Annotated in this window: 14 protein-coding genes; all 14 read left to right on the plus strand. The window is 41.8% G+C overall.

Annotated elements, in window-relative coordinates; genetic code table 11:
- Window positions 1-11 precede the first annotated feature (11 nt).
- The 14 genes from B9A32_RS16005 to B9A32_RS16065 all read left to right on the plus strand — a co-directional run bounded on the left by B9A32_RS16005 (window position 12) and on the right by B9A32_RS16065 (window position 14,162).
- Window positions 12-443, plus strand: a complete 432-nt coding sequence (locus tag B9A32_RS16005; protein WP_170923870.1) for a response regulator — start codon at window positions 12-14, stop codon at window positions 441-443.
- An 8-nt stretch (window positions 444-451) separates the two neighbouring features.
- Window positions 452-850, plus strand: a complete 399-nt coding sequence (locus B9A32_RS16010) for a response regulator (RefSeq protein WP_084070740.1) — start codon at window positions 452-454, stop codon at window positions 848-850.
- Between the two features lie 165 nt (window positions 851-1,015).
- Complete coding sequence (locus B9A32_RS16015) at window positions 1,016-2,593, plus strand: SLC13 family permease (RefSeq protein WP_408607043.1); 1,578 nt, start codon at window positions 1,016-1,018, stop codon at window positions 2,591-2,593.
- A 60-nt stretch (window positions 2,594-2,653) separates the two neighbouring features.
- On the plus strand, window positions 2,654-3,808 hold the full coding sequence (locus B9A32_RS16020) for a hybrid sensor histidine kinase/response regulator (protein ID WP_232367197.1): 1,155 nt from the start codon (window positions 2,654-2,656) through the stop codon (window positions 3,806-3,808).
- A 102-nt stretch (window positions 3,809-3,910) separates the two neighbouring features.
- Complete coding sequence (locus B9A32_RS16025; RefSeq protein WP_084070745.1) at window positions 3,911-4,351, plus strand: response regulator; 441 nt, start codon at window positions 3,911-3,913, stop codon at window positions 4,349-4,351.
- Between the two features lie 280 nt (window positions 4,352-4,631).
- Entirely contained in the window at window positions 4,632-6,116 is a 1,485-nt protein-coding gene (locus B9A32_RS16030; protein ID WP_232367198.1) for a sensor histidine kinase, read from the plus strand.
- Between the two features lies 1 nt (window position 6,117).
- Window positions 6,118-7,539, plus strand: a complete 1,422-nt coding sequence (locus tag B9A32_RS16035; RefSeq protein ID WP_084070748.1) for a sigma-54-dependent transcriptional regulator — start codon at window positions 6,118-6,120, stop codon at window positions 7,537-7,539.
- Window positions 7,540-7,610: 71 nt separating this feature from the next.
- Window positions 7,611-7,733, plus strand: coding sequence for a hypothetical protein (locus tag B9A32_RS22405; RefSeq protein WP_269749036.1), 123 nt, complete (start codon window positions 7,611-7,613; stop codon window positions 7,731-7,733).
- A 332-nt stretch (window positions 7,734-8,065) separates the two neighbouring features.
- Complete coding sequence (locus tag B9A32_RS16040) at window positions 8,066-8,584, plus strand: hypothetical protein (protein WP_084070751.1); 519 nt, start codon at window positions 8,066-8,068, stop codon at window positions 8,582-8,584.
- A 270-nt stretch (window positions 8,585-8,854) separates the two neighbouring features.
- Window positions 8,855-11,626, plus strand: a complete 2,772-nt coding sequence (locus tag B9A32_RS16045) for a TIR domain-containing protein (protein WP_084070754.1) — start codon at window positions 8,855-8,857, stop codon at window positions 11,624-11,626.
- Window positions 11,627-11,648: 22 nt separating this feature from the next.
- A complete protein-coding gene (locus B9A32_RS16050) occupies window positions 11,649-12,053 on the plus strand; it encodes a toll/interleukin-1 receptor domain-containing protein (protein WP_170923871.1) in 405 nt (134 codons plus the stop codon).
- A 264-nt stretch (window positions 12,054-12,317) separates the two neighbouring features.
- Complete coding sequence (locus B9A32_RS16055) at window positions 12,318-13,178, plus strand: hypothetical protein (protein WP_084070759.1); 861 nt, start codon at window positions 12,318-12,320, stop codon at window positions 13,176-13,178.
- Window positions 13,175-13,699 (plus strand): hypothetical protein, encoded by a 525-nt coding sequence (locus B9A32_RS16060; protein WP_084070762.1) that lies wholly within the window; start codon window positions 13,175-13,177, stop codon window positions 13,697-13,699. Before B9A32_RS16055 ends, B9A32_RS16060 begins: the two co-directional genes overlap by 4 nt.
- Before the next feature lie 193 nt (window positions 13,700-13,892).
- Window positions 13,893-14,162 carry a hypothetical protein gene (locus B9A32_RS16065; protein ID WP_139795856.1) on the plus strand — a complete coding sequence of 90 codons (270 nt, stop codon included), beginning with the start codon at window positions 13,893-13,895 and terminating at the stop codon, window positions 14,160-14,162.
- Window positions 14,163-14,254: the final 92 nt, after the last annotated feature.

The raw sequence follows: 14,254 nt of genomic DNA on the forward strand, positions 1-14,254 counted from the left end.
GGAGAGAAAATATGAAACAGATTAATTTATTGATGGTGGATGATGAAAAAGGTTTTTTGGATACCATTATCAAACGGCTGAAAAAAAGAGATGTGAATGTATCCGGCGTATACAGCGGCAAAGAGGCCCTGGCATTTCTTGACAAAAACAAAAACGTTGAAGTGGTGATTCTGGATGTGAAAATGCCTGGAATGGACGGCATGGAAACCCTGATTGAAATCAAAAAACAATGCCCCCTGGTGGAGGTGATCATGCTGACAGGGCACGCCACAGTGGAAACCGCCATTGACGGCATGAAAATGGGGGCCTTTGATTACCTGATGAAACCCTGTGACATCAATGTGCTTATCTCCAAGGTAGAAGAAGCGGTGGCAAAGAAAAAAGCCCATGAAGACAAGATCACCGAGGCACGCATCAAAGAGATCACCCAGCGAATGGCGTGAGGCAAACCATGGATCAGAACAAAGATAAAAATCGCACGATCAGTGTCCTGCTGGTGGATGATGAAAAGGGATATTTAAATGTTCTGTCCAACCGGCTGTCAAAACGATCCATCCATGCCACCAAGGCGTTCAGCGGCACCCAGGGCATACAGATCCTTCGAAAGCACGATTTTGATGTGGTGGTACTGGATCTTAAAATGGAGGACATGGACGGCATTGAAGTGTTGAAAATCATGAAAAAAATGGTGCCGGATCTGCCGGTGATCATTCTCACCGGTCATGGCTCCCAGACAGCGGCCCGGGAGGGCATGGCCCAGGGTGCCTTTGATTATTTGAGTAAACCCTGTGAACTCCAGGAACTCATGGATAAGATCCGTGACGCTCACAAAAACCGGGAGCCCCTTTAAAACTTATTTCCACTGGATGATGAAATTTTCCGACCCAAACCCGGGGCAGCCGGGTTAAACAGCATCGGTATTTAAAGCATCGTCCCAGGGGTTGCCCTCATAATAACCCCTCCCAAAGGGTACGCACAATGGAACGACAATTGTTTCTGCAAGGAGAAAAAAATAATGTATAAAACAAATGGATTCAAGCTCTGTGTGGCATTACTTCTGGGTATTATCGTCTTTCTCCTGCCCAGACCCGAAGGCACACAATTTAAAATCACAGGAGATACAACCCAGGCCCTTTTGCAAGGGGTTTCCGGCCATTTCACTGCGGTTCCCCCGGGGGGGAAAAAGACAGAAGGTTATATTTTAAAAGTCAATACACCGGGATCACTGGAGGCCAGCGCAAAATTTTTACGCCAGAAAGTTGCAGATCTAAACCTTGACAACGTTGAGGTGAATTATGTGGATGGATTATCCCCCAAGGCCAAACGCTTTTTGTCCATTCTGGCGGTTCTGGTGATGTTGTTTGTCATTGAACCCATTCCTCTGGAAATCACAGCAGTGTGCATTGGTGTGTTTCTGGTGATCATGGGCATCACAGACGTGAAAAGTGCCTGGGCACCCTATATGCATCCGGTGGTGATCTTTATCATGTGCTGCCTGATTTTTGCCATTTCCCTGGATAAAGCCGGGTTAACAAAACGCCTTGGATATTATATCATTAAAAAGGCAGGCAACAGTATCACCCGGTTTACCTTTATCATTGCCATTGGGCTTGGCCTTGCATCATCTTTTATGCACGATGCTGCCGCCTGTGCCATCGGTATTGTCACCATGCTGCCACTGATGCGGGCCGCAGGCATAGAGCCCCAGACCCGGACAGCCAAGTTCATGATGCTCTCTTTGCCCTTTGCCTGCTCCTGCGGCGGCATGGGCACCCTGGTCGGGGGAGGAAGATGCATGGTATCAGCGGCATTTTTACAGGAATTCACCGGCATTGAAATCACCTTTTTTCAATGGATCATGTATGCCATGCCCGCAGCCATTATAACGGTGCCTGCGGCGGTGTTCATCGTATATATGGTTTACCGACCTGATCCTAAATTTAAATTGCCTGATTTTGATGAAGATCTGGGGCCCATGACGGCCCTGGAGAAAAAAACCGTCACCGTCATTGCCCTTTCCTTTGCCATGTGGCTAACCAAGGGTCTCCATGGCATTGATTATTCTGTCACCGGTATGTTGGGTGTCACAGCCCTTGTTCTTTGCAAGGTGCTGCGCTGGCGGGACATCAATGATAACCTTGAGTGGGGAACGGCCCTTTTTATCTTTGGCGGGGGCATCTCCTTGGGACTTGCCATGGGCTATTCCGGGGCCGCCGACTATTTTGCCCATCTGTTCTTCCCGTTGATCCAGGGAAAGGGATGGCTTGTGCTCTTCATCGGTGTGGGCGTATTTGGCGCCCTGGTGACCAATGCCATGGCCAATGTGGCAGCAGCTGCCCTGATTCTGCCCATTGTAATTCCCATGGCCCAACTGGAAGGCGTGGACCCCACGGTGCTGGCACTGTGCCTTGGAATGGCCACATCCTTTGCCATGTTATTGGTCATTGGATGCCCCCCCAATGCCATTGCCTACAGTTATAAATATTTTAAATCATCGGATCTCACCAAATTGGGCCTTGTGGCCACTCCGGCCCTTTTAACCATACTTGTGGTGGTGGCCGGTGTGTGGTGGAAAATACTGGGTCTGGTTTAAAAAAATGGGGGTCCCGGCCCGGCTCATGCCTTACGGCCCCCAATTGACAGGAGAAACAAAATGACAACCCACGCCGGTGATAAAATCCGCCTTTTGCTGGTGGATGACGAAGAAGGCTTTCGTGCCGCCATTGCCAGAAGACTTGCCAAAAGGGGCATGGCCCCTGCCCAGGCCTCCTCCGGGGAGGAGTGCCTTACCCTTCTTGACACATCACCCATGGATGTGGTGGTGCTGGATGTGAGAATGCCCGGCATGAACGGTATTGACACCTTAAAAGCCATTAAAACAAATCATAAGGATATTCAGGTGATTCTCCTCACAGGGAATGCCGCCGTATCCGACGGCATTGAGGGTATTAAATCCGGGGCCTTTGATTATTTGACCAAACCGGTGGAAATTGATCATTTGTTTAATAAAATCAAGCAGGCCTTTGGCATGATCCAGCTGGAGGAAGAAAAACGTCAGCAACTGGCATACCGGGAAAAGCTTGAAAAAAAAATGGTTGATACAGACCGTCTGGCTGCATTGGGCACCCTGTCCACGGGCATTGCCCATGAAATCAACAATCCCCTGGCCATTATCAACGAAGCTGCAGGGGTCATTAAGCAGATTCTGGAGGCACCGGACATGGCACAACTCCCCCGGCAGGGGGATCTATTAATGGCCCTTGATAAAATCGAAACCAGTATTAAAAGAGCCGGTAAGATTACCCAACAGCTTCTGGGGCATGTGAAAAAACAGGGGCCCCGGCTGGCCACCACCGATATGAGATTACTGATTCTGGAAACACTGGCCCTTTTAAAGGGTGGAATAAAGAAAAAACAGATAAATATCCTCTGGAAAACCGAGGAAAAAGAGCATATGCTTATCACTGATCCCTATCAGATCCGCCAGGTTCTGGTAAATCTGATAACCAACGCCATTCATGCCCTGGATACCAACGGTACCATCAGCCTTTCCATCCATGAAACACCGGCGTATATGATTCTGGGCATTGAAGACGACGGTGTGGGGATTTCATCGGATAATCTGGGGAAAATATTTGATCCTTTTTTCACCACTAAATCCTTTGATCAGGGAACAGGGCTTGGACTTTTTGTGGTGAATAAAATTATCACCGGGCTCAACGGTGAAATTGAGGTGGAAAGTCACCCGGGTCAAGGTACGGTGTTTATGATCAAACTGCCCTTAAATTCCGGGGGCATGGCACAATAAATAGTGAAAATGGTAATATGCCGCCGCCCCCCCGATGGGAATTCGAGACTGCGATGTAATGGGGCTGCCCCAATAAACGATAACAACAAAGGAGAAGGAAAAATGATAAAAATACCTGCCAAGGTCTTGATTGTGGATGATGAAAAAGATTTTGTTGATATGTTTTCACTGCGCTTAAAGGGACAGGGTGAGATCGTATCCACCGCTGCCGGCGGCAAAGAAGCCCTTGAGGTGCTTGGGAAAAAACCCATTGATGTGGTGATTCTGGATATCCGCATGCCGGGCATGGACGGCATTGACACCTTAAAGGAAATTAAGCGATTATATCCCCTGGTGGAGGTGATCCTGCTCACCGGCCACGGCTCCACAGAAACCGCTGTGGACGGCATGAAGCTCGGGGCCTTTGATTATCTCATGAAGCCTGCGGATTTTGATGATATCCGCATAAAACTGGAAAATGCCAGAAAACGAAAAGATGAGCAGGAAGAACGCATCCGCAAGGCCGAAGTCCGGCTTCTTTTGCGACGTAGCGGTGATGTGTGATATTGGTATTGGGTGCTGGGTACTGGGTTCTGGGTGCTGGGATTTGGGGCCTTTCCATTTCCCGGGAACTATTTCACAAACAAGATAGAGGACATTGGCATGCTTCATTTTCCAGTTTACACGTTTTAGAAAGAGATACCCATTTTCCGGGAGCAACTTGATCTAAAAGTGTAAACTACTTTTGAAGTTGTATGAAAGATGCCAGGACATTCAGGTGGTATAAAGGATGGCCGAAATTCAAGCTATGGATGATATTGTAACTTCTGCGAAAGGGCAGAGCATGATAATGATCACAAAACGAAAATTTCAACTGAGCCTTAAAAACCGGGTATACCTGCTCAATGCCATTTTATTGTGCATCACCCTCATCGGGGCCATGCTCATGATCTGGTATACCTATAAAACCGAAAAAATATTCAGGGAAATTGTTGATCGAAACGTTGTGATTTTTCAATCTGCCGAAGCCCTTTCCACCTCCCTTGTCAACCAGAAGGGATTTATTTCCTATTATCTGTTAGACGGTGATCCTGCCTGGATTGGTGAGTTAAAACAATACATGTCCCTTTTTGAGGAACACCTGGCAACGGTGAAATCCCTTGTGCAGGAAAAATGGGAAAAGGATGCCGTGGCCCAGATCCAGGCAGAGTATGACTATTGCGTCATGACCAAAAACAAGGTCATAGAACTCTACGATGCCGGCAAGACTCAAAAGGGGGCAAGGCTTCACAAGGATGCCAAGGCCCATTTTGCCCGTATTTTTGAATTGTGTGATCAGTTCAACTCCTTTCATAAAGATAAAATCTCCCAGGCCATCAACACCAGCCGCACAGAGTCCAATCACTTAAGATACATTGCCTTGATGGCTGTTATCACCGTCATTGTTTTAAGTCTTTTAATCAATTATATTTTCAACCGCCACATCCTGGACCCCATTCGAAAACTGGCAGCCGAGGCCCATGGACAGGGGTGTAACGCCCCTGTTGCAAATGAGGTAACAGCCTTAAAAGAAAGCGTTTATGGACTCATGGAAAATGCGGAACAAACCCATCAGGAACTAAAACGAAGCCAGGAGACCCTTATGCAATCAGAAAAAATGGCTCTGGTGGGAAAACTTGCTGCGGGCACGGCCCACAGCATCAGGAACCCATTGACATCTGTTAAGATGAGACTTTTTTCATTGAATCGTTCCTGCAGCTTCACCGAGGCGCAACAGGAAGATTTTAATGTGATTTCAGGGGAGATCAAGCAGATTAACAAAATTCTGGAAAACTTCCTGGAGTTTGCCAGGCCCCCCAGGCTAAAAACCATCATGAAAAGTCCCTCAGTGGTGGTGGACAGTGCATTGAACCTCTTAAAACAGCGATTAAAATCCTACCAGGTGGCAGCAAGCATTGTGCGCAAAAGGCCGCTTCAAAAAACCTTAATTGATCCGGAGCAGCTCAAAGAGGTGGTGGTGAACATTATCATAAATGCCTGTGAAGCCATGGAGGGCGGTGGCATCATTGCCGTCCATGAGGCAGAACAATATATTGAGCCCCTTAAAAAAGTGGATGTCATCACCATCACCGACAATGGACCGGGTATCCCCCAGGAGATTAAAGGGGAGGTGTTTAATCCCTTTTTCACCACCAAGGATGACGGCACCGGCCTGGGGCTGAACATTGCATTTAATATCATCAGTCAGCATGGCGGATGGCTGGATGTAAAGAGCCGGGAGGGGGAAGGTGCATCCTTTATCATCACCCTTCCGGTGAAGGATATATAAAATGGATACCATTCTGGTTATTGACGATGATGATCAATTGAGAAAAAGTTTTGCCAAGCTTCTGGTGGAAGAAAAATACAAGGTCTTGACAGCGGCCTCGGGGGAGGGGGGCATTGAGGTTGTGGCCCATAACCACCTGGATCTGATCCTTCTGGACATGCGCCTGCCCGGCATGAACGGCATGGAAACCTTTAAAAAGATTAAAACCATTGATGCCAAGCTGCCTGTGATCATCATCACCGCTTACAGCACAACGGACATTGCCATAGAAGCCACCAAGCTCGGGGCCTATGATTATATTCTCAAACCCTTTGATATTCCAGACATGCTCACGTTGATAAAGCAGGCCATTGATGCAGGCTATTGCATGCGCTCTCCAGTGCAGGTGGATGCGGCATCCTGTGACCATGCCGGGGATGCCATTGTGGGCCAGAGCCGACTCATGCAGGGGGTTTATAAAAAAATAGGACGGGTGTCCCAAACCGATGCCACCGTGCTCATCCAGGGGGATTCCGGCACCGGCAAGGAGCTGGTGGCCCGGGCCGTGTACCAGCACAGCAACCGGTCGGACAAACCGTTTTTGATCATCAACTGTGTGGCCATTCCTGAGCATCTTCTGGAAAGTGAGCTGTTCGGGTATGAAAAAGGCGCTTTCACCGGAGCCACCCAGCGCCACATCGGAAAAATTGAACAGGCCCATGGGGGCACGGTGTTTCTGGATGAAATCGGGGACATGCCCCTGAACATCCAAGCCAAGATATTAAGGCTGCTCCAGGAGCGACGCATTGAGCGTCTGGGCGGAGAAGAGACCATTTCCGTGGATGTAAGAATCATTGCCGCCACCAACAAACACCTGGAAAAGGCCATTGCAGACGGGGAGTTCCGGGAGGATCTTTATTTTCGACTCAAGGTGGTGACCATTGAACTGCCACCCTTGCGGGAACGCCGGGAGGATATCACCACCTTGATCACCCATTACATGGAAAAATTCTCCCATGAGTTAAAGGTGGACAACCCCGGGATTCATAAGCAGGCCCTGGGTCTTTTAAACCGCTATGACTGGCCCGGCAATGTGCGGGAACTGTCCAACATGATCCAGAAGGTGTTGATTTTCAACCGGGGGGCCCCGGTATCTCTGGTGGATGTGGAACAGATTCTCCATAAAAAAAATGAAGAGGGGAACCAGGAGCACATTGACTCTGATATATTGAAAAAATGGGTGTGGCAGCAATTGTCAAGCCCGTCTGAACCCCATCGGTTTGAAGATTTCATGGATACCCTGGCCAATATTGTGGTTTCCCAGGCATTAACATTTACCAATGGGAATCGGTCCCAGGCGGCCCGGCTGCTGGAGATTTCCCGCCCTACCCTTCATGCCAAGATGGATAAGTATGATATTAAATTTAAGATTGATGTTTCATAGCTTGGCTGGCTTCCTCACTTTTCCATTCACATATTTCTTCAAAATTAAGATACAAGTCAAAAACTTTATATATGAAATACTCCTCAGATCTGTGGAGTATTTCTATTTTTGTTGTGGGTAAAAGCGGATCAACATGTGGTCTGCCCGTGGCAGTTATAATGAAAGCGGCTTATGACTCAAGTTGTGTTTTATAAACTTATTGACACTTGCGGCCCAGGAGTATAAGAAACAATTGTTATAAATTTTGATTTATAACTCATTTAAAAAACGCCAAAGAATGCTTTTAGACAAAGTTTTTTTGTATTTATGACTTATTTGATCTTTTTGGGAATTGATGAAAAGCACACATATTGTAATTATGAAGTTTCTGGATAACATTCAAATTTGCTGTGTATGTGGTTAGAAAAATGGTTTAAAATCTATTTATAGAAGGTTTAAGCCTTCTGCAAATTGAATTATACAGAACTACACAACAACTTGTTGTAAAACTTATCTTCAAATTGCATTTTCAAAATCATGAGGTTCCATGTTGCAAAAAGTTGAAATCATAAACTCTTTCATTCAGGGTTTTGGTATATTTTTTGGTGTTATTGCGGGTACTGCTGTAACTATCTGTTCACAATGGCTAATGAATAAACGTGTAGAAAAGCAAAAGATAAAAAATATAGCGATAGAACTTACTTTCATGCAACAACAAATAAAATCTTGGCTTTCCTCGTTCAGTTTGTATCGCAATGCAATCAATGGCGACGCTTTAGAAACATGGGCTGAATACATAGATGTGTCAAAAGTTTTAAAAACATCTTTAATTGAATCATTTACCTCTGGATTGATCTACAAACATCTCGATAACTCTTTGGCAGCAGACATTCAACTGGCATTAACAGACCTCTCTATAGCCATGGAACAAGTAATCAATAAAAAAATTAGCGAACAAAGAATGAATTTTGATAAAAAGAAAGCCATTGTTGATTTGAATTTTTTTGAAAAAAAGTTAAAACAACACGAAAAGGCAGTTACAAAGGCCCTTCAATGTTTGGGGTAAATTGATATTTGCCCGAAGCAAAACACACAATGGACAAATTTCTGATATCATGAGGTATGTTTTCTTTCCATATAGTTTCTCCTTAAAAATATTTTACAACAGGTGGGTGAACCGGACAGCAAGGGTCTCCTTCTTTTTAAAGATTGAAAAAACTTTTAAATGGTATGCTTTCAATTAACTTTTTTGGAAACCCTTGCTGCCCGTTACCCAAGCGTTGGGCAAAAACAAAGAACATGTAATCTAAACTACTGATTTAAATGGAGCTTTTTAGTGGGTGTACACGACAAAGAAATTTTTCTCTCTTATTCAAAACAGGATGATATTTTTGCCTCAAAATTTCGAAAAATTTTAAATGACTTATTTGGCAAAGAAATTTGGCTACGCGATTTCGATCTAAATGCCGGGGATTTAGTGATAGACTGCATAGGTGAAGCAATTGCTGAAGCCAAGTGGTTTATCATTCTTTTATCGTTTAATTCAGTACAGTCTAAATGGCTGAAAATGGAGGCAGATCTTGCGACATTTAGAGCATTAAACGATCAAAATTTTGAAATCATTGTACTCAAATTAGATGAAGCCCCAATCCCACCTCACTTAAAAATTCCATTTTCGAAATTGACACTCATAGATTTTTCCAGTTGCCAAGACGATGAAGCTGAATTACTTGACCTTGCAGACTATATTGACCGAACTGAAACCACTCAAAAAAATACCTTAATTTATGTAGACCGAGGAGGTGATGCAGACAGTTTTTCATTATTGACACGACAAAATAGAATTATTTTTATTTTAGGTTGGGCCGGGATTGGAAAAACAGCATTTGTTTTGAATCGTGTATCAGAAAGGCTCAAAAAACGTGTAGTAAAAATTTCGTTGACTCGTGGCCATTCAATGGATTTAGTCGCTCGTCAAATAATCCGTGAAACACATTTTCCTGCCCCACCAACAGATAAATCAGTACCAGATGAAGAATTGTTAAATATGGCAATCTCATCTTTTGAAAAACGTTCTAAGTACTTCTTTCTTTTTATAGATAATGCTGAAGAGGGGCTTGATGTGTCAAATCAAGTCGTTCCTTACTTGGAAAAACTTCTTTTGAATTTTGTCAGGGCTGGAATTGACAGTCACATTATCCTATCGACAAGTCGTTTTCCTGAATATTCTCCAGATATAGCAAAAAAAGCCGATTTAATGCGCCTTAATCAATTAGATAATGAATATATCCGAGAATGCATCGACTTGTGGTTGGAAGGGACAAAAAACCACAAGCGAATAATGAAAATGCCTGAAATGGAGGATGTTCTGGAACTTATTTCAGGGCATCCTCTTGCTGCTAAAATGATAGCTTCCAAACTAAGAGTACGTCCTTTAACTGAACTTATCGCTCCAACAGCAAAAAAACGCTTTCAGCTAAAATTCGCCGAATACATATTAAAGGAAGCAGACAAAGATATTTTAACAAAGGTACATCTACATATTTTATATGCCCTTGCAATAATACATGAACCGATCCTTTTTGAAGATTTGCTGGCAATAAAAGAAATATCAAAGTTTCCATTAGAAGACGTTCGTCAAGCCCGTATCGAATTAACAGATTGGTTTTTCATCGAACAAAATTATGAGCTTATGAGTTTGCATAATTTTTTACGTACATACTTTAATGACTCATTAGATGCAAAAAAAGACCTATTTGAGTCAATTGCCTTAGATTTTGGAGAGTATGCATTCAATAAATCTATAGAATTGAATAATAAACTTATTGATAGAGGTCATGGTGTTACAGATAGCAGTGAATCCAAAGTGTTGCATTGTTCCAATGAACTTCTACGTTACGCTGTTCCGGCTGGAATATTATTGCGAGCTACTGGAAAAGAAGATTTAGCGAATAAGCTTCCAATTCAAATCAAGGGTACATTGCGTGAATTAGTGTATTATTTTTACCAAAAAAAGCGTGATTACGGTCAAGCAATACTCTTTGCTGAAAAATGGTTAAAAATAAATCCTAATGATTTGGATATTATATTATACCAAGCTCGTAGCTATAGAAATCTTCGTAATGAAATTTCATTTAAAAAGGCAGCCAAATTACTTGCAGAACTTGAAAGACGGGATTATGGAAAAAGATTTGCAGCTAGAGTCTTCCGAGAAAAAGCTCTGTTAGCTCAGTTTAGTGATAACATTGAAGAAGCCAAAAAATATTTCCGTCAAGGTATTGAAGTTTACACTTTATCCCCATACCCGGAGAATCGTACTGGCTTAGCACAAATATTATTAAAAGAAGCTGATGAGCTACCATCTTGGTCTCCCCAAAGAATAGAATTAGCCTGCGAAGCAAGAAAACTTCTAGAAAAAGCAAGGGAATACAGCGCTTTTTTCGATAGATATCACATAGGTACTTACATTGAAGCTTTATTTCAAACAGATGATGTTGAAACTGTATTACCATTATTAGAAGAGGCTTTAGAAGATAGGCCAGATGATAAAAGATTGAATTACCGTTTGGCTGAAATATTACGAAAAAGAGGCGCATACGAGGAAGCTGCCACTTATGCCAATAAAGCTCTTCAAAAAGGTTCGTATAAAGCTGCTTTAACTCTTGCCAATATATTTCATACACAAGGGGTCATAATGGCTGAATATGGAGACAGCGAGGGAGCAAATCAAAAATTTAATAAAGGAATAGAAGTCGTTAATAATTTCATTCCTGAGTATGGTCATGACCAAGAAGTTGCGGATTCAATCGCTTCAAAAATTTTTAGAGCAATGGGAAATTGGAAAGACGCGGAGAAAAGAGTGGAACATTATAATTCCTCGCGTAATCCTTACACCATATACGAGCAATGCAAAGTAGCTTTGAATGAAGTTTCAACAATAATTGAAAGAGGAGAATATGATAAGGCATTGATTAAAATTAATTACATGCAAGAATTGATAGAAAAATATTCTAGCAGCCAAGAATTACCTCAACCTCTTGTTGAAATTCGAAATGAAACTTATTTATACCAAAAACATATTTCAAGTATTCAAACAGATCAGATATAATAAATTCCTCTGGAGAGCCCTTATGTCAACCGCGTATAAATATGATGTCTTTATTAGCTATTCTCACAAAGACCGTCTTTGGGTAACAAAAGAACTTCTTCCCAAATTAGAACAGCACCGGTTTAAAATTTTTATCGATTTTCGTGATTTTCAAAGCGGAAGATTTAGCGTTACAGAAATGGAACGAGGAGTAAACTCAAGCAAACGAGTATTGTTAGTTCTCACTGATGACTATATAAAAAGCGATTGGGGAACATTTGAAAATGTTATGGGGCAAACAACAGATCCAGCAGCAATAAATCGCAAACGCATTCCAGTATTGAGAGGTTCATGCGATATACCTTTACGTTTACAAATTATTCATTATAGAGATTTAAGGAATAATGATTCACAACAATGGGATCTTCTTATACGAGATCTAATATAACACGTAACAAACGATACTAAGATAGATTATTAACAAATTGCCCAACATAACGGTAGAGCAGACCGCGAGAACGTTTGCCGCTTGTCCGTAAGTCATCGGCGCGGCTGCTCACCTCAACGTTGGGTTGGCGCTCCGCGCCAACCCAACGCCCGCAGTAAAAGCCAGGATCATGTGGCGCGCAGCGCAACCCAACAACGCAGTTCAAACTGACTCTGGCACCTTAACTGCGGGCGTTAACTTATCTATAATAATCAGGAGTGCTCAGTGAGCATATCAACAAGAAAAATCATTCATTATAGCATCAAAATAGAAAACAATAAAACCGGTGATGTGGTTGATGCTACGAAATTGCAAGAATGCTTTCGTGCTATAATGAAGCTCAAAAATCAAAAAAGAGTTTATGACAATCCGCTATTAAATCGTTTTCATTTGTTGTTTTCGTATACAGAAAAAAATGAATATGCATGGGGTTACTTCAAATCAGCAAAATATAATCATAGACCCGATCTGATAGACAAGGAAAATCTATCAGAGAGGAGCAATCCTAAAAGAATGACTGAAGGTGAAGGTGAAAAAACACACTTTGCAATGGGGGTAAAAAATAATGAAATACTACTTCTGCTCGAAATCAAAAGAGATGGCGTTCAAGTAAATACTTTTCAAACATATTTGGCACCATATTTAAAGAGAATCAATCAAAATTATACCTTTAATATAGGTCTTTCAGTCACCGGAGATTTTAATGAAAAACTAAAAGAATTGGAGCGTGTATCATCTGTTGAGATATATACACCGTATATACAAGTGAGTGACTCTTTCGGTAGTAAAATACCTATAGACCAAGGGGACATACAAGAAGAAGCAGTTGTCACCTTTAAAGCTCAAAGAGCTAAATCGTTAAAGAAAACAGCAAAGAGTGTTTATAATATTTTTTCAAATACTAAGAGGGATGAGGTTTCAAGAGTTAGAGTCTATGGTAAAACCTCTAGCCAATCAACAATACTGTTAGACACTAACAGACTTAAAGACCACGACACAATCAAGGTCGAATTAGATGATAATGGGCAAGTGATGACTCAAAGTATATTACCAGCCATTAAACAATTAGTAGAGGAAATTCTATGAAGTTTCTTTACACTGATTTTAGTTTTACTATAATTGATTACATTTTCACAATCAAGAAGAGGGAGATAGTTTATGAATGGGTTGTCCCTCTTGCATTGTCAATTCTCGTTTATTTTAAGATTAATGATATTCCTGGCATTTCTATTAATTGCGACTTTATAAAATCGATAATATCGATTCTAATCAACATGTTTGCTATCCTAGTAGGTTTTACTATGGCGGCAATTGCAATTTTCACAACAGCAGATATTTCTAAGATTGAAATTCTTGGAAAAGAAAGTGAGAGAAAAATTCACGGCAAACCAATAAGTAATTACAGGTTCGTGTTTTTGAATCTTATATATTCGGCAATATCAAGTCTGTTTATGTTGTTATTGACTTTGTTTTTTACAGTCGCCCTCTACTTTGACAAATATTCTTTATTAATAATAGCTGTTTTGTGTTTCGGTACTTTGCATGTGCTTTTGCTTTCAATAAGAAATATTACTACATTATATTTCATATTTTTTAATCAAAAATAGAAAATTATGTTAGCAAAATGCTACACACATTCTCGTTAAAGATAGACGGTGAGTTCAATGTTAATTCCATAAGGCTTATTTCATGAGAAAAAATAAATTCCTTACAAATCTTGGACTTTTGTTAACTTTTATTTATATAGTCCTTATAATTTGCCTTACCAACTCTCGATTACACGAATTCTGGAATATGGATTTGAATGAAATCGGTGATTTTCTTGCTGGTATATTTGGTCCTTTAGCTATGGCGTGGCTTATCTTAGGTTTTTTACAACAGGGAGAAGAGCTTCAACAAAGTACACAAGCTCTCGAACTACAAGCTAAAGAACTTAACCTCTCTGTGGCACAACAAAAAGAGATGGTTGAACTTACCAAAAAACAGTTGGATCTTGAGCTGAAAGAGCTGAAAGAGCTGAAAGAGCAGAGGATTAAGCAAAATCGGGCTGCTCAACCCAAAATTGTTTGATAAGATGCAAATACTATAACGCTTTTCAAAACACTTTAACCTCATCGTTTTGTTTGTATTTTATTTGAAATCAACAACTTAATATGATTGTG

The organism is Desulfocicer vacuolatum DSM 3385, from assembly GCF_900176365.1.
Taxonomy (GTDB): Bacteria; Desulfobacterota; Desulfobacteria; order Desulfobacterales; family Desulfobacteraceae; genus Desulfocicer; species Desulfocicer vacuolatum.